The organism is Noviherbaspirillum soli (assembly GCF_015352955.1).
GTDB lineage: Bacteria > Pseudomonadota > Gammaproteobacteria > Burkholderiales > Burkholderiaceae_D > Noviherbaspirillum_A > Noviherbaspirillum_A soli.
In genome coordinates, this window is the sequence record NZ_JACYOX010000022.1 from 56734 (window position 1) to 76119 (window position 19386).

Consider the following 19386-nt stretch of genomic DNA (forward strand, 5'->3'; position numbering starts at 1 on the left):
AGATTTCCTTTCATCCCCGACCATGCAAAAGAACAGCCAGTTTGCCCTGCTGCGCCAGCGCCGCTTCGCGCCTTTCTTCTGGACCCAGTTTCTGGGCGCGTTCAACGACAATGTCTTCAAGACCGCGCTGCTGACCATCATCACCTATGAGGCGGCGAGCTGGACCACGGCCGATGTCGGCCTGCTCAACAACCTGATCCCCGGCCTCTTCATCCTGCCCTTCCTGCTGTTTTCCGCCACTGCCGGGCAACTGGCCGACAAGTTCGAGAAGTCCATGCTGACGCGCTACGTCAAGCTGCTGGAGATTGGCATCATGCTGCTGGCCGCGGTGGGTTGGGTAACGCACAGCCTGTGGCTGCTGGTGGCCGCGGTGGTCGGCATGGGCCTGCATTCCACGCTGTTCGGACCGGTGAAATATGCCTACCTGCCGCAACAGCTGAAAGCCGAGGAACTGGTCGGCGGCAACGGCGTGATCGAAATGGGCACTTTCGTTGGCATCCTGCTGGGCGAGGTCCTGGGCGCGGTGCTGGTGCTGCACAAGCCCTGGGGCGTGGAACTGGTGGCCGGCGGCACCATCGCGATTGCCATCCTCGGATGGCTGACCAGCCGCGCGATACCGCTGACGCCGCCGCCGGCGCCCAAGCTGCGCATCAACTGGAATCCAGTGACCGAAACCATACGCAACATCGGTTACACCCGGCAGAACCGGACGGTGTTCCTGTCGGTGCTGGGCAATTCCTGGTTCTGGTTTTACGGCGCCATCATGCTGGCCCAGTTTCCGCTGTATGCGAAGAATTACCTGCATGGCGACCATGGCGTGTTCGTGCTGCTGCTGACGGTGTTCTCGCTCGGCATTGGCGCCGGCTCGCTGCTGTGCGAGCGGCTCTCCGGCCACAAGGTGGAGATCGGCCTGGTGCCGTTCGGCTCGATCGGCCTGTCGCTGTTCGGCTTCGACCTGTTCCTGGCCAGCCTGTCCTATGTCAACACCGAGCTGGTCGGCGTATCGGGCTTCCTCGGGCAGCAGGGCAGCTGGCGCATCCTGTTCGACTGCGTGATGATCGGCGTCTTCGGCGGCTTCTACATCGTGCCCCTGTTCGCGCTGATCCAGACCCGCTGCGACCCGGCGCACCTGTCGCGCACGATTGCCGGCATGAACATCATGAATGCGCTGTTCATGGTGGCGGCCGCGCTGGTGGCGATGCTGCTGCTGGGGATGGGGCTGTCGATACCGCAGATCTTCATGGTCACCGCGCTGATGAATGCGGTGGTGGCGCTCTACATCTTCCTGCTGGTGCCGGAATTCCTGATGCGCTTCTTCGCCTGGATGCTGATTCACACCATCCACCGCGTGCATACGGTGGACACCGACCGCATTCCCGAATTCGGGCCGGCGGTGCTGGTATGCAACCATGTCAGCTATGTCGATGCGCTGGTGATCGCCGCCGCCAGCCCGCGCCCGATCCGCTTCGTGATGGACCATCGCATCTTCGCCATACCGGTGATCTCCTGGGTGTTCCGTGCCGCCAAGGCGATACCGATCGCGCCGGCGAAGGAAGACGCGCAGCTGATGCAGCAGGCCTACGACCGCATCGCCGCTGCCCTCGAGGAAGGCGAGCTGGTCTGCATTTTCCCGGAAGGCAAACTGACCCGCGACGGCGAGATCGATGCATTCCGCAGCGGCGTGCAGCACATCGTTGCACGCACGCCGGTGCCGGTGATCCCGATGGCGCTGCGCGGCCTCTGGGGCAGCCTGCTCACCCGCAGCGACGGCAATCCGTTCGAGCGCTCGTTCCGGCGTGGCTTCTGGTCCAGGCTGTCGCTGTCGGTGGGCGAGCCGCTGGCGCCGGCGCAGGCGACGCCGGACGCCTTGCGCCAGCAGGTCATGACGCTGCGCGGCGACTGGAAATAGCCGCGAACGCTAGGCGTGGCGCCGGCAAACGCCCGGCGCTTGCCGGGCAGCGTCGGCGCGCTGGTAAAATCACGGCTTTCCGCTCAACACTTCCTCTGGCGACATCATGGCTGGCAATACCTTCGGCACTCTCTTTACCGTCACCACTTTCGGCGAATCGCATGGCCCGGCAATCGGCTGCGTGGTGGATGGCTGCCCGCCCGGCCTGGCGCTGACCGTGGAGGACATCCAGCCTGAACTCGAGCGCAGGAAGCCCGGCACCTCGCGCCACGTGACCCAGCGCAAGGAGCCGGATACGGTGGAAATCCTGTCGGGCGTTTATGAGGGCAAGACCACCGGCACGCCGATCGCGCTGATGATCCGCAACCAGGACCAGCGCAGCCACGACTACGGCAACATCGTTGAAACCTTCCGCCCCGGCCATGCCGACTATACCTACTGGCACAAGTACGGCATCCGCGACCCGCGTGGCGGCGGCCGTTCCTCCGCCCGGCTGACCGCGCCGGTCGTGGGCGCCGCGGCCATTGCAAAGAAATGGCTGCAGCAGCAGTACGGCACCGTGTTCAGGGGCTGCATGAGCCAGCTGGGCGAGATCGAGATTCCCTTCGTCGGCTGGGAGCATGTGCCGGAGAATCCCTTCTTTGCCGCCAACCCGGATGTGATTCCCGCGCTGGAAGCCTACATGGATGGGCTGCGCAAGGCGGGCGACTCCTGCGGTGCGCGCATCGACGTGGTTGCCCAGAACGTGCCGGTAGGCCTGGGCGAACCCATCTATGACAAGCTCGACGCCGACATCGCCTACGCGATGATGGGCATCAATGCAGTCAAGGGCGTGGAGATCGGCGCCGGCTTTCGCTCGGTGGCGCAGAAGGGCACCGAGCATGGCGACGAGCTGACCCCGGCCGGCTTTGCCAGCAACCATGCCGGCGGCGTGCTGGGCGGCATCTCCACCGGCCAGGACATCACGGTCTCGATCGCCATCAAGCCCACTTCCAGCATCCGCACCGCGCGCAACTCGATCGACAAGGCCGGCAATCCGGTCATGGTGGAAACCTTCGGCCGCCACGATCCCTGCGTGGGCATCCGCGCCACCCCGATCGCCGAGGCGATGCTGGCGCTGGTGCTGATGGATCATGCGCTGCGCCATCGTGCGCAATGCGGCGATGTCGCGGTGGACACGCCGCGCATCCCCGGTCATATCGCTTCCTGATCTCGGCCCTACGCCAGGCGGCGCCCGCTCAGCACCATGTCCAGCCGCCTTCCCGCCGCGGACCAGGCCGGCGCCGCCTGGCCGCGCCAGGCTTTTCCGTTTGCCCTGTTCCTGTTCGCCTATTACGGCTATGTCGGCGTGTTCTCGCCGTATGCCAGCCTGTTCTTCGCGCATCAGGGCATGAGCGCACCGCAGATCGGCGTGCTGATGTCGATGATGCAGGTGATGCGCATCTTCGGCCCGGCCGCCTGGGGCTGGCTGGCCGACGCCAGCCAGCGCCGGGTGCTGGTGCTGCGCGTGACCGCCACCGGCGCGGTGGCGGCTTGCAGCGGCCTGCTGTTCGGGCAGGGCTTCGCCTGGTATTTCACGGTGATGGTGGCCATCAACACCTTCACCAGCGCCCAGGGGCCGCTGTCCGAGGCGCTGATGCTCTCCAGCATGCGCGGCGACCTGACGCACTACGGCAGGCTGCGCCTGTGGGGCTCGATCGGCTTCATCGCGGCGGTGACGCTGGCCGGCGAATTGCTGGACCGGTTCGGCATCGTCAACATGCCCTGGGTGGCGCTGGGCCTGCTGGCCATGGTGCTGTTTGCCAGCCTTTGCATGCGCGAGGCGCCGCATCTGCCGCCGGAGAAGGATGCGCCATCGGTCACGCAGTTGATGCGGCGCCCCGAGGTAATGGCCTTCTTCGCCTCGACCTTTCTGATGATTGGCGCCCATGCCGCGCTGTATGTGTTCTTTTCGCTCTACCTGTCCAGCCTGGGCTACAGCAATACCCTGATCGGCCTGATGTGGTCTCTCGGCGTGGTGGCGGAAATCGTGTTCTTTTATTACCAGGCGCCGATCTTCCGCCGCCTCGGCGTCAGGGTATTGATGCTGGGCTGCCTGCTGGCGGCGGTGCTGCGCTTCCTGCTGATCGGCTTCGGCGCGGAATCGCTGGCGCTGCTGGTGCTGGCCCAGGTGCTGCACGCCGCCACCTTCGGCACCCATCATTCGGCGTCGGTCGCGATGCTGCAGCGCTGGTTCAGCGGGCCGCTGCAGGCGCAGGGACAGGCGCTGTACATCAGCATTTCCTATGGCCTCGGCGGCACGCTGGGCGGCCTGGCGCTGTCGGCTGCATGGGACGCCTGGGGTGCGCGCTCGGTGTTCGTGCTGGCCGCCGCCGCGTCGCTGGCGGCGGCCTTTGCGGCGGCGCTCTGCTTCCGCTTTCTGCACCGGAGCGGGCGCGCAGCGGCCTGACAGCGGTTTCATGCGCCCGAAGGCAGGTTTGCGCCCCTTTGGGATATGGCATAATCGCAGACTATTTTTGACGAAACCTGCGCGCTGCGCGCCTTCCCGACCATGGCTCAAACTCTGTACGACAAACTCTGGGATTCCCACGTCGTTGATACCGGCGATGACGGCACCACCCTGCTGTATATCGACCGCCACCTGCTGCATGAAGTCACCAGCCCGCAGGCATTCGAAGGGCTGAAGCTGGCCGGCCGCCAGCCGTGGCGCCGTTCCGCCAACCTGATGGTGGCCGATCATAATGTTCCGACAACGGATCGCACGGAAGGCATCGCCGATCCGATCTCGCGCCTGCAGGTCGAGACGCTGGACCACAACGCCAGCGAGTACAAGCTGACCTACTTCAACATGCGCGACCGGCGCCAGGGCATCGTCCACGTGATCGGGCCGGAGCAGGGCGCAACCCTGCCGGGCATGACGGTGGTGTGCGGCGACTCCCACACTTCCACCCATGGCGCATTCGGCGCACTGGCCCACGGCATCGGCACCTCCGAGGTCGAGCATGTGCTGGCGACGCAATGCCTGCTGGGCAAGAAATCCAAGGCCATGCTGGTGCAGGTCGACGGCGCGCTGCCGGCCGGCGTCACAGCCAAGGACATCGTGCTGGCCATCATCGGCAAGATCGGCACGGCAGGCGGCACCGGCTACGCCATCGAATTCGGCGGCTCGACGATACGCGCGCTGTCGATGGAAGGCCGGATGACGGTGTGCAACATGGCCATCGAGGCAGGCGCCCGCGCCGGCATGGTGGCGGTGGACCAGACCACGATTGACTATGTGAAGGGGCGCCCGTTCTCGCCGGTGGGTCCGCACTGGGACCGCGCGGTCGAATACTGGCGCACCCTGCATTCCGATGCGGGCGCGCGATTCGACCTGGTAGTGACGCTGAACGCCGCCGAGATCAAGCCGCAGGTCACCTGGGGCACCTCGCCCGAGATGGTGGTGGCGGTCGACGGCCGGGTGCCGGACCCTGACAAGGAAAAGGATTCCGTCAAGCGCGACGCGATCGAGAAGGCGCTGGTCTACATGGCCTTGAAGCCCAATACCGCGATCGAGGATATCCGCATCGACAAGGTGTTCATCGGTTCCTGCACCAACTCCCGCATCGAGGACCTGCGCGCCGCCGCCGCCGTGGTGCGCGGCAAGTTCCGCGCCTCCAACGTGAAGCTGGCGATGGTGGTGCCGGGTTCCGGCCTGGTGAAGGAACAGGCCGAACGCGAAGGCCTGGACCGCATCTTCCGCGACGCCGGCTTCGAATGGCGCGAGCCGGGCTGCTCGATGTGCCTGGCAATGAATGCCGACCGGCTGGAGCCGGGCGAGCGCTGCGCCTCCACCTCGAACCGCAACTTCGAGGGCCGGCAGGGCGCCGGCGGCCGCACCCATCTGGTCAGCCCGGCAATGGCCGCCGCGGCCGGCGTGATGGGCCATTTCGTCGACGTGCGCGCACTGTAACCGGATAGGAAGCGATACTCCATGAACAAATTCACCCTGCTCGAAGGCCTGGTGGCGCCGCTGGATCGCGCCAACGTCGATACCGACGCCATCATTCCCAAGCAATTCCTGAAGTCCATCAAGCGCACTGGCTTCGGCCCCAACCTGTTCGACGAATGGCGCTACCTGGACCATGGCGAACCCGGCATGGACAACAGCAAGCGTCCGCTGAACCCCGACTTCGTGCTGAACCAGCCGCGCTACCAGGGCGCCTCCATCCTGCTGGCGCGCAAGAACTTCGGCTGCGGCTCCTCGCGCGAACATGCGCCCTGGGCGCTGGACCAATACGGCTTCCGCGCGGTGATCGCGCCCAGCTTCGCCGACATCTTCTTCAACAACTGCTACAAGAATGGCCTGCTGCCCATCGCGCTGACGGAAGCGCAGGTCGACCAGCTGTTCAATGAAGTCAAGGCCTTCCCCGGCTACAAGCTGGTCGTCGATCTGGAAAAGCAGACGGTCGCCACCAGCAATGGCAGCGCGGTGTTCCCGTTCGAGATCGACGCCTTCCGCAAGTTCTGCATGCTCAACGGCCTGGACGACATCGGCCTGACGCTGCAGAAGGCCGACAGGATCCGCGCCTTCGAGGAACGCCACCTGGCGGCCCAGCCCTGGCTGGCCAACACCATCTGAATCCACAGGAAAGAAAAGAATGAAAATAGCAGTCCTGCCGGGCGACGGCATCGGTCCGGAAATCATTGAACAGGCAGTGCGCGTGCTGCAGTCGCTGGACGAGAAATTCGAGCTGGAAAGCGCCCCGGTCGGCGGCGCCGGCTACGAGGCGCACGGCCATCCGCTGCCGGAAGGCACGCTGAAGCTGGCGCAGGAAGCCGACGCGGTGCTGTTCGGCGCGGTGGGCGACTGGAAGTACGACACGCTGGACCGTCCGCTGCGCCCCGAGCAGGCCATCCTGGGGCTGCGCAAGAACCTGCAGCTGTTCGCCAATCTGCGTCCCGCCATCCTGTACCCGGAACTGGCCGGCGCATCGACGCTGAAGCCGGAAGTGGTGTCGGGCCTGGACATCCTGATCATCCGCGAGCTGACCGGCGACATCTATTTCGGCCAGCCGCGCGGCGTGCGCGCCGCGCCCGACGGCCCGTTCAAGGGTGCGCGCGAAGGCTTCGACACGATGCGCTATGCGGAGCCGGAAATCCGTCGCATCGCCCATGTCGGCTTCCAGGCGGCGCAAAAGCGCGGCAAGCGCCTGACCAGCGTGGACAAGGCCAATGTGCTGGAAACCTTCCAGTTCTGGAAAGACATCGTGACCGACGTCCACAAGGAATATCCGGACGTGGCGCTGGACCACATGTATGTCGACAACGCGGCGATGCAGCTGGTGCGCGCGCCCAAGAAATTCGACGTGATCGTCACCGGCAACATGTTCGGCGACATCCTGTCCGATGCCGCCGCGATGCTGACCGGCTCGATCGGCATGCTGCCGTCGGCCTCGCTGGACGCGGCCAACAAGGGCCTGTACGAGCCGTCGCACGGCTCGGCGCCGGACATCGCCGGCAAGGGCGTGGCCAATCCGCTGGCCACCATCCTGTCGGCCGCGATGATGCTGCGCTACTCGCTGAACAAGCCGGAACAGGCCGACCGCATCGAGAACGCGGTGAAGAAGGTGCTGGCAGCCGGACTGCGCACGCCCGATATTTATGAAGAAGGCACGACCCGCGTCGGCACCCGTGAAATGGGCGACGCGGTGGTGAAGGCGCTGGCTTCCTGAGCCGGCGGCAATTTAATGACATCCAGGGAAAGATGATGAAACTCGTAGGCTTGGTAGGTTGGCGTGGCATGGTCGGTTCGGTCCTGATGCAGCGCATGCAGGAAGAGGGCGACTTTGCCCATATCGAACCGGTGTTCTTTTCAACGTCGAACGCGGGCGGACGCGCGCCGGCGCAGGCGAAAAACGAGACTGCGCTGAAAGACGCCAACGATATCGAAGCACTGAAGAAGTGCGACATCATCCTGACCTGCCAGGGCGGCGACTACACCAGCGAGGTCTTCCCCAAGCTGCGCGCAGCCGGCTGGAATGGCTACTGGATCGACGCCGCCTCGACGCTGCGCATGAACGACGACGCCATCATCGTGCTCGATCCGGTCAACCTGGACGTGATCAAGAATGCGCTCAAGCGCGGCGTGAAGAACTACATCGGCGGCAACTGCACCGTGTCCTGCATGCTGATGGGCCTGGGCGGCCTGTTCCAGCATGACCTGGTGGAATGGATCACTTCCATGACCTACCAGGCCGCCTCCGGCGGCGGCGCGCAGCACATGCGCGAACTGCTGACCCAGTTCGGCTCCATCAATGCCGAAGTCAAGTCGCTGCTGGACGACCCCGCATCGGCGATCCTGGAAATCGACCGCAAGGTGCTGGCCAAGCAGCATTCGATGAGCGCCGACGAGACCAGGCAGTTCGGCGTGCCGCTGGGCGGCAACCTGATCCCCTGGATCGACAAGGACCTCGGCAATGGCGTGTCCAAGGAAGAGTGGAAGGGCGGCGCCGAGACCAACAAGATCCTGGGCCGCGGTGCGGCATTCGGCGCCGAAGCGCGTTCGGCGATTCCGGTCGACGGCCTGTGCGTGCGCATCGGCGCAATGCGCTGCCATTCCCAGGCGCTGACCATCAAGCTGAAGAAGGACGTGCCGCTGGATGAGATCAACGACATCCTGGCCAGCAACAACCAGTGGGCCAAGGTGGTGCCGAATACCCGCGAAGCATCGATGAAGGACCTGACGCCTGCCGCGGTGACCGGCAGCCTGACGATTCCGGTCGGCCGCCTGCGCAAGATGCAGATGGGTAATGACTACCTGTCGGCCTTCACGGTGGGCGACCAGTTGCTGTGGGGCGCCGCCGAACCGCTGCGCCGCATGCTGCGCATCGTGCTGGAAGCTTGACAAGCGCAGCCCCAAGTCGTAGATTATGTTGCCTTAGTGCAACGTTAGCCCGTCAAATTGCCGTTACTGCGGACTTTGGCGGGTTTGCTTTATCCGGCGCGCCGGGGCTTGCTTGCAAGCGCCAGCAGGCCGGTGATAAGGTGAAACTTCCCGATCGTAGCCTTTATGGCGCATGCCGGCCGAGCCGGATGTGCCGCGGAACAAGTCCCTATGCCCAAGAAAACCACTGAAAAGATGTCCGGAAAATCGTCTTCCATCGCACGGAGGGCGCTAGGCGCGGCGGTGGTTTCCGCTGCTATTTTGGGCAGCGCCAGCGCAGGCGCCGCAGGCTTGGGCCAGTTGACCGTGCTGTCCGCCCTGGGCCAGCCGCTGCAGGCAGAGATCGAACTGACATCGGTCAGCAAGGACGAGGCCGGCAATGTGTCGGTCAGGCTGGCGCCGGCAGCGGCATTCCGACAGGCCAACATCGAATTCAATCCGTCGCTGGCGAATCTGCGCTTTGCGGTTGAACAGCGCGGAAATCGCCAGGTGGTTCGCATTACCTCTTCGCAGCCGATGAACGAGCCGTTTGTCGATGTGCTGCTGGAAGTCAGCAGCAATGGCACCCGCCTTCTGCGCGAATACGTGGTGTTGCTGGACCCGGTCGGCAGCCGCCGCGCCCAGCCGGCCGAAACCGCTCCAGCCCCGGCAGCAACGCCGGCTGCGCCGGCAGCCCGCCAGCAAGCCAGCCGTGCCGCACCGGCTGCCGCGCCCGCCCAATCGACCGAAACTGCACCGGGCGGTGACAGCTATCCGGTCAAGCGCGGCGATACGCTGGCCGCGATCGCCGGCCAGGTCAAGCCAGAAGGCGTGTCGCTCGACCAGATGCTGGTGGCGCTGCAACGAGCCAACCCCAACGCCTTCGTCGGCAACAACATCAACCGGCTGCGTACGGGACAGATCCTGTCGGTGCCCAGCGCCGAAACCGCCCGCAGCGTCAGCAACGGCGAAGCACGGCGGATCGTGGTGGCGCAGTCGGCTGATTTCAATAATTACCGCAACCGCCTGGCCAGCCAGGTCGCAGGCAGCGCTACCGGCCAGGGCGAGGGCGGCCAGCTGGCGTCGGGCAAGGTGACTTCCCGCGTCGAGGAACAGCGCAACACGGGAGGCGAATCGCGCGACCGTCTCCAGGTGTCGCGCTCCGGCGCGCCAGTCTCGGGTGCGGATGCCGAGGAGCGGATTGCCCAGGAAAAGGCGCTGGCCGAAGCCAATTCGCGGGTCAAGGAACTGGAAAAAACGGTCGGCGACCTGCAGCGCCTGCTGGAAATCAAGAACCGCGATCTCGCCGCCCGCCAGAATCAGGCGGTCGCGCCTGCCGCGCAGGAAAAACCGATGGCTGCCAATGACAAGCCGGCAGCCGCAGCGGTAGCCGGGACTGCGCCAGCCTCTGCTGCCAGCGCCACGCCGCCGGCAGCAGAGGCTGGCACGCCGCCGTCTGCCACTGCGCCAACGCCGACGCCGGCGCCCACGCCAGCGGCCGACAATGCCGCAAGCACTGCCGCAGCGCCTGCCGCCCAGGCCGCCAAGCCGGCGCCGAAACCAGCCATTCCGGCGCCGCCACCGCCCGAGCCGAGCATGCTGGAAGAGTTGGCCGGCAATCCGGCCGTACTGGGCGGATCGGCGCTGGTGCTGGCCTTGCTGGCGGCATTGGGAATCACCCGTTCGCGCAAGGCAAAGCAGGCAAAGGCCATACGCGGCACCAGCATCATGCCGACCTCCACGCTGAAGACCAATTCCCTGTTCGGCGCGGCCGGCGGCCAGAGCGTGGATACCAACAACAGCGTATTCAATTCGAATTTCTCACCCTCGGCCAGCCAGCTCGACACCAATGAAGTCGATCCGGTTGCCGAGGCCGATGTCTACATCGCCTACGGCCGCGATGCCCAAGCCGAGGAAATCCTGAAGGAAGCCCTGCGCACCCAGCCGGATCGCGCCGCGGTGCGCGGCAAGCTGCTGGAAATCTATGCCGCCCGCAAGGACTTGCGCGCATTCGAAGCAACCGCCACCGAGTTGTTCAGCCTCACCAAGGGCGAGGGCGAGGAATGGGCGCAGGCTGCCATCCTGGGCCTGTCGCTGGATCCAGCGAATCCGCTGTACGCGTCGGCGCGCAAGCCATCCGATGCGGCAGACACGGGTTCAGGCGCTGCCCTGGCCGCCGGTGCCGGGATCGCCGCGGCCGACGCATCCAACGCGGACGACGCGCACGGCAACGAGATCGATTTCGACGCGCTGCTGAACACAACCCAGCAGTCGCATCAGGACGATGCGCCGGCTGCCAGCGAAAAGATCGACGCCGAGACGACCGAGCAGGACGCTGCGGCGCCCGATCTGACGGAAACGCCGCTGGCAGCCAGCGAAACGCCGGTCGCTCCGGCACTCCCGGATGTCGACGGCGCCGATGTGTCTGACCTGCATCCCGCTCCCGCCGCCAACCATGCAGCGGAGCCGGAAGCGACCCCAGCCACCCCGGAGCCGGCCTCCAACCTGCTGGATTTCGATTTCGACCTTGACAGCTTCGGCAAGGCGCCGCCGCCCACGCCGCCGGCGGCACATGCAAACGACGAACCGGCCGAAGCGGCGCCTGCCGATTCCCGCCTGATGGATTTCAAGCTCGACGACCTCGACCTGCCGAAACCGGATGCGGCATCGGCGAGCGCCGCGCCCAGCCTGGATGACGATGAATTCCCGCCGCTGGAACTCGACGTGCCGGCCAGGCCGGCTGAAACGGCCGCCGTCCATGACGAGTCGGCGCCGATGGATTTCGACCTGTCCGGCATCAGCCTGGACCTCGACCCGCATGGCGGCACCGATGCCGCGCTGCAGGACGTGCCGACTTTGGGCGAAACCTCGTATTCCAATGCGGCCGAGATGGCAACCAAGCTCGACCTGGCGTCGGCGTACCAGGAAATCGGCGACCGCGAGGGCGCCCGGGAACTGCTGGAAGAAGTCATCAAGGGCGGCGACAACGAGCAGAGCGAAAAGGCCAAGGTCTTGCTGGCCAGGCTCGACTAAACCTGCCTTGCTCCTTCAGAAACGGGCGCAGCGCTGCTGTCGCCCGTTTTGTCATTATCACGACATCGATACAACGGACTTACCTTGAAACGCATTGCAATCGGCATTCAATACGACGGCACGCCCTGGCAGGGCTGGCAGACCCAGCCGCACGGGCAGACCGTGCAGGACATGCTGCAGGCAGCCGGCAGGCAGTTCACCCTGCGCGATCTCGATATACAGTGCGCCGGCCGCACCGACGCGGGCGTGCATGCGATCGAACAGGTCGCCCATTTCGATACCGACATCGACCGGCCTTTGCAATCGTGGGTGCGCGGCCTCAACAGTTTCCTGCATTCGTCCATCGCGGTGCGCTGGGCGCAGGACGTGACGGTGGACGCCAATGCCGAGGCATTCCATGCCCGTTTTTCCGCGCGTTGCCGCACCTATCATTACTACCTTTACAACAGCCCGGTCCGCTCGCCGCTGCTGCATTCACGCTCCGGCTGGGTTTTCCGGCCGCTCGACGCCGCGGCGATGCACCGCGCTGCGCAGGCGCTGATCGGCGACCTGGATTTCTCTTCATTCCGCGCCGCCCAGTGCCAGGCCAATTCGCCGGTGCGTACCATGCATGCGATCGACATCGAGCGGCAGGGCGACCTGATCCGCTTCACGCTCACGGCCAATGCCTTCCTGCATCACATGGTGCGCAATATCGTCGGCTCGCTGATCTATGTGGGCAACGGCAGCCGCCCGGAAAGCTGGATCGCGGAACTGCTGGCGTGCCGTGACCGCACCCAGGCGGCGCCGACCTTCATGCCGCAGGGCCTGTACCTTGCGAAGATCGATTACGGCCCCAACTGGAATTTGCCCGCCCACGCTATTTCCAATCCGGTGTTCGCCTTATGACCTTTCATTCCATGCAGCAGCGTACGCGCATCAAGCTTTGCGGCCTGCGCCGTCCGGAGGATGTCGCCGATGCGGTCAGCGCCGGCGCCGATGCGATCGGCCTGGTGTTCTATCCGCCCAGCCCGCGCAGCGTGTCACTGGAGCAGGCGGTCGTGCTGGCGGCGGCGACGCCGCCTTTCATTGCCGCCGTGGGCCTGTTCGTCAATCCCGGCGAGGAGGAAGTCCGGCAGGCCAGCGCGGCGGCCAGGCTGTCGCTGCTGCAGTTCCATGGCGATGAAACTCCCGCACAATGCCATGCGCTGGCCGCCGCCGTGAATCTGCCGTTTCTGAAGGCATTCCGGGTCCGTCCCGATACGAGGCCCGCCGATTTGCTAGAATACGACTCCATTTGTCGCGCCGGCGGCGACCGATATTCGGCTCTGCTGCTGGATACCTGGGTCGATGCCTACGGCGGCGGCGGAAAGGTTTTCGATTGGTCTCTCATCCCAGAAGAACTCGCGCCTCGGGTCGTTTTAAGTGGTGGCTTGAGCGTACAAAACGCGACTGAGGCGGTGTTGCGCGTTCGACCCTATGCGGTCGATGTCAGCAGCGGCATCGAACGCGAAAAGGGCGTCAAGGACGGCGGCATGATGCGCGCTTTCACAGCGGCAGTGCGCGCCGGCGACGCCCGTCTCCAACAGGCACACCCCGAAGGAACAGCATGACTACCCAAACCAGCAATGCCCAGCCATTGGGCCAGTACAACCTGCCCGATGCGCGCGGCCATTTCGGCCCCTATGGCGGCAGCTTCGTCTCCGAAACCCTGACCCACGCGCTGACCGAACTGCGCGAGGCCTATGCTCATTACCAGAAAGACCCGGAATTCCTGGCGGAATTCAACTACGAACTGAAGCATTTCGTCGGCCGTCCCAGCCCGATCTACCATGCCAAGCGCTGGTCCGAGATGGTTGGCGGCGCGCAGATCTACTTCAAGCGCGAAGACCTGAACCACACCGGCGCCCACAAGATCAACAACGTGATCGGCCAGGCGCTGCTGGCCAAGCGCATGGGCAAGCCGCGCGTGATCGCGGAGACCGGCGCCGGCCAGCATGGCGTGGCCACCGCCACCATCTGCGCCCGCTTCGGCCTGGAATGCGTGGTCTACATGGGCAGCGAAGACACCCGCCGCCAGATCCAGAACCTGTACCGCATGGAATTGCTGGGCGCCAAGGTGGTGCCGGTGGAATCCGGCTCCAAGACCCTGAAGGACGCGCTCAATGAAGCCATGCGCGACTGGGTCACCAACATCGAAGACACCTTCTACATCATCGGCACCGTGGCCGGCCCGCATCCTTACCCGATGATGGTGCGCGACTTCCAGTCGGTGATCGGCGAGGAATGCCTGACCCAGATGCCCGAGATGACCGGCCGCCAGCCGGACTACGTGGTGGCCTGCATCGGCGGCGGCTCCAACGCAATGGGCATCTTCCATCCGTATATTCCCTACCAGGATGTGCAGCTGATTGGCGTCGAAGCCGCCGGCAACGGCATCGAGACCGGCAAGCATTCGGCTTCGCTCCTGGCCGGCACGCCCGGCGTGCTGCACGGCAACCGCACGTATCTGCTGCAGGATGCGAATGGCCAGATCATCGAGACCCATTCGGTCTCGGCCGGCCTCGACTATCCCGGCGTCGGCCCCGAGCATGCCTGGCTGAAGGACATCGGCCGCGCCCAGTATGTGTCGATCACCGACGACGAAGCGATCGACGCCTTCCACAGGAGCTGCCGCATCGAAGGCATCATCCCGGCGCTGGAATCGAGCCATGCGCTGGCCTATGCCGCCAAGCTGGCCGCGACGCTGCCCAAGGACAAGACCATCCTGGTCAACCTGTCCGGACGCGGCGACAAGGACATGCATACCGTCGCCGAACGCACCAAGCGCGCTCTGTAGGAAGCGGGCCGGAACCCGGCGGGCATTACCGCCGCGGTTCCCGGTCCTGGCAGCACACTCGACTAATTTCCCAGCCGGCCTTTGCCGGCTGCATCACACATACAGGCCATGTCCCGCATAGAACCTACCTTCGCCGCGCTGGCGGCACAAAAAAGAACCGCGCTGATCACTTTCATCACCGGCGGCGACCCGGCGCCTGAACTGACGGTGCCGCTGATGCATTCCCTGGTTGCCGGCGGCGTCGACGTGCTGGAGCTGGGCGTTCCGTTTTCCGACCCGATGGCCGAAGGCCCGGTGATCCAGCGCGCCAGCGAGCGCGCCCTGACGCATGGCGTCGGCACCGGCGACGTGCTCGGCTATGTCCGTGAATTCCGCCGCACCAACACCACCACGCCGGTGGTGCTGATGGGCTACGCCAATCCGATCGAGCGCATGGGCCAGGAAGCTTTCGTCAAGGCGGCGCGCGATGCTGGCGTCGATGGCACCATCGTGGTCGACTATCCGCCCGAGGAATGCGAGGAATTCGCCCGCCTGATGAAGGAAAACGGCATGGACACGATCTTCCTGCTGGCGCCCACGTCCACCGACGAGCGCATCCGCCAGGTGGCCAAGGTCGGCGGCGGCTTCAGCTATTACGTGTCGCTCAAGGGCGTGACCGGCGCCGGCAATATCGACATCGACGAGGTCAGCCGCCGCATCGAGCACATCCGCCGCGACGTGAAACTGCCCATCGGCGTCGGCTTCGGCATCCGTGACGCCGCCACCGCCTGCGCCATCGCATCGGTGGCGGATGGCGTGGTGATCGGCAGCCGCATCATCCAGGAAATGGAAAATGCGCCGCAGGACGAGGCGGTGGCGGTGGCCCATGCCTTTGTCGCCACGATCCGCCAGGCGCTCGACGAACGGAGCGCAGCCGCCGGTCGGTCGGTGTAATATTGCCGCCTTGTGCGCGGCCGGCGCCGCGTCCATGGGGCATCCCAAGAACAGCACAATATTGAAAAAGAGGTCGCCATGAGCTGGCTAGAGAAACTGCTACCCCCGCGCATACAACGTTCCGGCACGGCCAACCGCAAGTCGGTGCCGGAAGGGCTCTGGGTCAAGTGCCCGTCCTGCGAGGCGGTGCTGTACCGCACCGATCTGGAGTCGAACATCCATGTCTGCCCCAAGTGCAGCCACCACCTGCGCATCCGCGCCCGCGAGCGCCTCGACGCGCTGCTCGACGCCGAAGGCCGTTATGAAATCGGCCATGAGGCGCTGCCGGTCGATACCCTGAAATTCAAGGACAGCAAGAAATATCCGGAACGCCTGAAGTCGGCCATGGAAGCCACTGGCGAAACCGACGCGCTGGTCGTGATGGGCGGCTCCATCATGTCGCTGCCGGTGGTGATTGCCTGCTTCGAATTCGAATTCATGGGCGGCTCGATGGGCTCGGTGGTGGGCGAGCGCTTCGTGCGCGGCGCCCAGATGGCGCTGGAACAGAAGGTGCCCTTCATCTGCATCACCGCCACCGGCGGCGCCCGCATGCAGGAAGGCCTGCTGTCGCTGATGCAGATGGCCAAGACCACCGCCATGCTGACCAAGCTGTCGGAAAAGCGCTTGCCCTTCATTTCGGTGCTGACCGACCCGACCATGGGCGGCGTGTCGGCATCGTTCGCCTTCATGGGCGACGTCGTGATCGCCGAGCCGAAGGCGCTGATCGGCTTTGCCGGCCCGCGCGTGATCGAAAACACGGTGCGCGAAAAGCTGCCGGAAGGCTTCCAGCGCGCCGAATTCCTGGTGCAGAAGGGGGCGGTGGACATGATCGTCGACCGTCGCAAGATGCGCGAGGAAATCGCCCGCCTGCTGGCGCTGCTGCAGAACCAGTCGGCCGACGTCCTCGCATAAGCGGCCGAGTTCGACTCCATGGCCCGGACCTGCTGCAGGTCCGGGCCTTTTCAATTGCCCATCCGTCTCCAGATAGCCTGTCATGAACAATCCTAACCTGCCCACCACGCTCCCCGACTGGCTGAGCCGCCTCGAAGCCATGCATCCCAAGGCGATCGACATGGGCCTCGACCGGGTAGCCCGGGTGCGCGACGCCCTCGGCCTGCGTTTCGACTGCCCGGTCATCACCGTGGGCGGCACCAATGGCAAGGGTTCGACCTGCGCGATGCTGGAAGCAATCCTGCTGCAGGCAGGCTATCGGGTTGGCCTCTATACGTCACCGCACCTGGTGCACTTCAATGAGCGTGCGCGTCTGAATGGCGAGATCGTCAACGATGCGGCCCTGGTCGAGCAGTTCCAGGCGGTCGAGTCTGCACGCGGTGACGTGTCGCTGACTTATTTTGAATTCACCACGCTGGCGATACTGCGCCTGTTTGCGCAGGCGGGCCTGGATGCCGTGATCCTGGAAGTCGGACTGGGCGGGCGGCTGGACGCGGTCAATGTGATCGACGCCGATGTGGCCATTGTCACCAGCGTCGACATCGACCATACCGAATATCTTGGCGTGACGCGCGAGCAGATCGGCTTTGAGAAGGCAGGCATTTTCCGCAGCGGCCGGCCGGCGATCTGCAGCGACCCGGTGCCGCCGGAGTCGCTGAAAAAGCATGCGGAGGATATCGGCGCCGACCTGTGGCTGCTGGGCAGGGATTTCAATTATTCCGGCGACAAGCAGCAATGGAATTACGGCGGCCGGAACATGCGCCGCAATGCGCTGGGCTATCCCGGGCTGCGCGGCGCCAACCAGCTGCTCAACGCCTGCGCGGCGCTGGCGGCGCTGGAAGCGCTGCGCGACCGCCTGCCGCTCGGCGCGCAGGAAGTGCGCAGCGGACTGGCGATGGTGGAGTTGCCGGGACGCTTCCAGGTACTGCCCGGGAGGCCGACCGTGGTGCTGGATGTTGCGCATAATCCACATGCAGCCGGCGCTCTGGCCCAGAATCTTGGCAACATGGGTTTCCATCCTTACACCTTTGCCGTGTTCGGTGCGATGAGCGACAAGGATATTGACGGCATCATTTCGCACATGAAGCCGCATATCGACCACTGGTGTGTGACCGATTTACCTCTGCCAAGAGCGGCCAGCGCCGCCAGCATTGCGGAAAAGTTGTCCGAAGCAGGTGTACAGGGTGCCGGTGCGCCGGATGCCGAACACAGCATCCTGACCTTTGCCAGCCCGGAAGAAGCCTATGCAAATGCGAGAAGCAGGGCAGGGGAGAATGATAGAATTGCGGTTTTCGGATCTTTCCTTACGGTAGCAGGCGTGATAGCCGCACGTAAATCCGAATATCACTGACAAATTCAGCAACAATCGCATGGGCTTGCTCTCATTCCTCCGCAAAAACAAGCAGGAATCCCGTTCCGACAGCACTTTCCAATCGCGTGCCGAGGAGGATTCCGACGCCGTGCGCAGCCGCGGCAAGCGTGGCAAGACTGGCAAGGAACGCAGGGCGTCCGACCCGGTGCTTCCGGAAAAGAAACGTGCCCGCCGCCGCCTGGTTGGCGCCGTGGCGCTGGTGCTGGCAGCAGTGGTCGGTCTGCCGATGATTTTGGATTCCGAGCCCAAGCCGGTTACCGATGACATCGCCATCGACATTCCGTCCAAGGACAAGCGAACCCAGGCTGGCGCCGTGCAAACGCCGCCGCCGGTGGCGAGCGCACCGAAGCTGCCCAGCAACGCCGGCCTGGACAAGGATGAGGAAGTAATCGATCCCGCCAGTCTTCCAACTCCGAGCGAAGCCGCGCCTTCCACCGCGGCACGTTCGGAGATGCCGCAACTTGTCAAGCCCGAACCCAAACCCAGGGCCGAGCCGCGCGCCGAAACGCCGCGCCCGCCCAAGCCCGAGGGCAAGAACGAAGCCAAGCCTGAGCGTAAAACCGAACTGGCGCATGCCAAGCCGGAAGCGAAGCCGGCGCCGCACGCTATCGAGAAGGCGGACGAGGCCAGCCGCGCCAGGGCCATCCTGGAAGGCCGCGCGGAGCCCAAGCCGGAAGCGAAGAAGGAATCCGGTCGCTTCGTGGTGCAGGTCGCGGCACTGGCAACGCAGGACAAGGTCGATGAATTGCAGGACAAGTTGCGTTCTGCCGGTATTTCTTCCTTCACACAGAAAGTATCGACGGATGGCGGCAGCCGGACCCGGATCCGCGTCGGCCCCTTCAGCAGCAAGGAAGAGGCAGACCGGGTACGTGCCAAGCTGTCGAAGATTGGCCTGGCTGGCACGCTGGTGCCGGCCTGATCCAGGCTGGCAGGCGGCGTGACGATCTTCGACTATTTGACTCTGTTCATTCTGGTCGCATCGGTCATCGTCAGCACCATGCGCGGCGTGGTTCGCGAAGTACTGTCGCTGGTGAGTTGGGTGGCGGCGTTTGTAGTAGCGAACATGTACGGAGAAACCCTGGCGCAGTGGCTGCCGGCAGCCGTGCCGGGCGCGCTTACCCGGCTCATTGTCGCCTTCGTGGTGCTGTTCATCGGCACCCGGCTGCTGATGGGTTTGCTGATTCTGATGTGCGAGGCGCTGATCAAGGCCGGCGGCCTTTCCTTCATTGATCGCGGCCTGGGAAGCGTATTCGGTTTTGCGCGCGGCATGCTGATTGTGCTGGTTGCAGTGTTGATATGCGGCATGACTGCCATTCCGCAGCAGCCTTTCTGGAAAGATGCGATGCTTAGCCCCCTGGCCGAATCCGCGGCCCGCAGCGTCAAGCCTTTCCTGCCCGGGGAATTTGCCCGGCATGTACAGTTTTGAA

Annotated in this window: 16 protein-coding genes; all 16 read left to right on the top strand. The window is 64.8% G+C overall.

Annotated features, from left to right (window positions below; genetic code table 11):
• Positions 1-22 precede the first annotated feature (22 nt).
• The 16 genes from IGW04_RS15700 (at position 23) to IGW04_RS15775 (ending at position 19385) form a co-directional block, all read left to right on the top strand.
• Positions 23-1909 carry an MFS transporter gene (locus tag IGW04_RS15700; protein ID WP_194714028.1) on the top strand — a complete coding sequence of 629 codons (1887 nt, stop codon included), beginning with the start codon at positions 23-25 and terminating at the stop codon, positions 1907-1909.
• Positions 1910-2015: 106 nt separating this feature from the next.
• The gene (gene aroC, locus IGW04_RS15705) at positions 2016-3119 is read left to right on the top strand and encodes a chorismate synthase (protein ID WP_194714029.1); all 1104 of its coding nucleotides are present in this window, start codon (positions 2016-2018) and stop codon (positions 3117-3119) included.
• 36 nt (positions 3120-3155) lie between these two features.
• Positions 3156-4358 (top strand): MFS transporter, encoded by a 1203-nt coding sequence (locus IGW04_RS15710; protein WP_194714030.1) that lies wholly within the window; start codon positions 3156-3158, stop codon positions 4356-4358.
• A gap of 102 nt (positions 4359-4460) precedes the next feature.
• Positions 4461-5861 carry a 3-isopropylmalate dehydratase large subunit gene (gene leuC / locus IGW04_RS15715; RefSeq protein WP_194714031.1) on the top strand — a complete coding sequence of 467 codons (1401 nt, stop codon included), beginning with the start codon at positions 4461-4463 and terminating at the stop codon, positions 5859-5861.
• Positions 5862-5882: 21 nt separating this feature from the next.
• A complete protein-coding gene (leuD, locus tag IGW04_RS15720) occupies positions 5883-6530 on the top strand; it encodes a 3-isopropylmalate dehydratase small subunit (protein ID WP_194714032.1) in 648 nt (215 codons plus the stop codon).
• A gap of 19 nt (positions 6531-6549) precedes the next feature.
• Positions 6550-7623 (top strand): 3-isopropylmalate dehydrogenase, encoded by a 1074-nt coding sequence (leuB, locus tag IGW04_RS15725; RefSeq protein ID WP_194714033.1) that lies wholly within the window; start codon positions 6550-6552, stop codon positions 7621-7623.
• Positions 7624-7658: 35 nt separating this feature from the next.
• Entirely contained in the window at positions 7659-8795 is a 1137-nt protein-coding gene (gene asd, locus IGW04_RS15730; protein WP_194714062.1) for an aspartate-semialdehyde dehydrogenase, read from the top strand.
• A gap of 330 nt (positions 8796-9125) precedes the next feature.
• Complete coding sequence (locus tag IGW04_RS15735) at positions 9126-11846, top strand: FimV/HubP family polar landmark protein (RefSeq protein ID WP_323744864.1); 2721 nt, start codon at positions 9126-9128, stop codon at positions 11844-11846.
• Positions 11847-11930: 84 nt separating this feature from the next.
• Positions 11931-12734, top strand: coding sequence for a tRNA pseudouridine(38-40) synthase TruA (gene truA, locus IGW04_RS15740; RefSeq protein ID WP_194714034.1), 804 nt, complete (start codon positions 11931-11933; stop codon positions 12732-12734).
• Positions 12731-13438: a phosphoribosylanthranilate isomerase gene (locus IGW04_RS15745; RefSeq protein ID WP_228527127.1), complete on the top strand. Its 708-nt coding sequence runs from the start codon at positions 12731-12733 to the stop codon at positions 13436-13438. Before truA ends, IGW04_RS15745 begins: the two co-directional genes overlap by 4 nt.
• Complete coding sequence (gene trpB, locus IGW04_RS15750) at positions 13435-14664, top strand: tryptophan synthase subunit beta (protein WP_194714035.1); 1230 nt, start codon at positions 13435-13437, stop codon at positions 14662-14664. The genes IGW04_RS15745 and trpB overlap by 4 nt, the downstream gene beginning before the upstream one ends.
• Before the next feature lie 108 nt (positions 14665-14772).
• On the top strand, positions 14773-15597 hold the full coding sequence (trpA, locus tag IGW04_RS15755; protein WP_194714036.1) for a tryptophan synthase subunit alpha: 825 nt from the start codon (positions 14773-14775) through the stop codon (positions 15595-15597).
• 78 nt (positions 15598-15675) lie between these two features.
• Positions 15676-16548: an acetyl-CoA carboxylase, carboxyltransferase subunit beta gene (gene accD, locus IGW04_RS15760; protein ID WP_194714037.1), complete on the top strand. Its 873-nt coding sequence runs from the start codon at positions 15676-15678 to the stop codon at positions 16546-16548.
• Between the two features lie 82 nt (positions 16549-16630).
• Positions 16631-17938: a bifunctional tetrahydrofolate synthase/dihydrofolate synthase gene (folC, locus tag IGW04_RS15765; RefSeq protein WP_194714038.1), complete on the top strand. Its 1308-nt coding sequence runs from the start codon at positions 16631-16633 to the stop codon at positions 17936-17938.
• A gap of 19 nt (positions 17939-17957) precedes the next feature.
• Positions 17958-18878 carry an SPOR domain-containing protein gene (locus IGW04_RS15770; RefSeq protein WP_194714039.1) on the top strand — a complete coding sequence of 307 codons (921 nt, stop codon included), beginning with the start codon at positions 17958-17960 and terminating at the stop codon, positions 18876-18878.
• A gap of 18 nt (positions 18879-18896) precedes the next feature.
• Complete coding sequence (locus IGW04_RS15775; RefSeq protein ID WP_194714040.1) at positions 18897-19385, top strand: CvpA family protein; 489 nt, start codon at positions 18897-18899, stop codon at positions 19383-19385.
• Position 19386 lies beyond the last annotated feature (1 nt).

Coding starts and splice junctions, on each gene's coding strand:
- IGW04_RS15700 (WP_194714028.1), top strand. CDS start 23: ATGCAAAAGAACAGCCAGTTTGCCCTGCTGCGCCAGCGCCGCTTCGCG.
- aroC (WP_194714029.1), top strand. CDS start 2,016: ATGGCTGGCAATACCTTCGGCACTCTCTTTACCGTCACCACTTTCGGC.
- IGW04_RS15710 (WP_194714030.1), top strand. CDS start 3,156: ATGTCCAGCCGCCTTCCCGCCGCGGACCAGGCCGGCGCCGCCTGGCCG.
- leuC (WP_194714031.1), top strand. CDS start 4,461: ATGGCTCAAACTCTGTACGACAAACTCTGGGATTCCCACGTCGTTGAT.
- leuD (WP_194714032.1), top strand. CDS start 5,883: ATGAACAAATTCACCCTGCTCGAAGGCCTGGTGGCGCCGCTGGATCGC.
- leuB (WP_194714033.1), top strand. CDS start 6,550: ATGAAAATAGCAGTCCTGCCGGGCGACGGCATCGGTCCGGAAATCATT.
- asd (WP_194714062.1), top strand. CDS start 7,659: ATGAAACTCGTAGGCTTGGTAGGTTGGCGTGGCATGGTCGGTTCGGTC.
- IGW04_RS15745 (WP_228527127.1), top strand. CDS start 12,731: ATGACCTTTCATTCCATGCAGCAGCGTACGCGCATCAAGCTTTGCGGC.
- trpB (WP_194714035.1), top strand. CDS start 13,435: ATGACTACCCAAACCAGCAATGCCCAGCCATTGGGCCAGTACAACCTG.
- trpA (WP_194714036.1), top strand. CDS start 14,773: ATGTCCCGCATAGAACCTACCTTCGCCGCGCTGGCGGCACAAAAAAGA.
- accD (WP_194714037.1), top strand. CDS start 15,676: ATGAGCTGGCTAGAGAAACTGCTACCCCCGCGCATACAACGTTCCGGC.
- folC (WP_194714038.1), top strand. CDS start 16,631: ATGAACAATCCTAACCTGCCCACCACGCTCCCCGACTGGCTGAGCCGC.
- IGW04_RS15770 (WP_194714039.1), top strand. CDS start 17,958: ATGGGCTTGCTCTCATTCCTCCGCAAAAACAAGCAGGAATCCCGTTCC.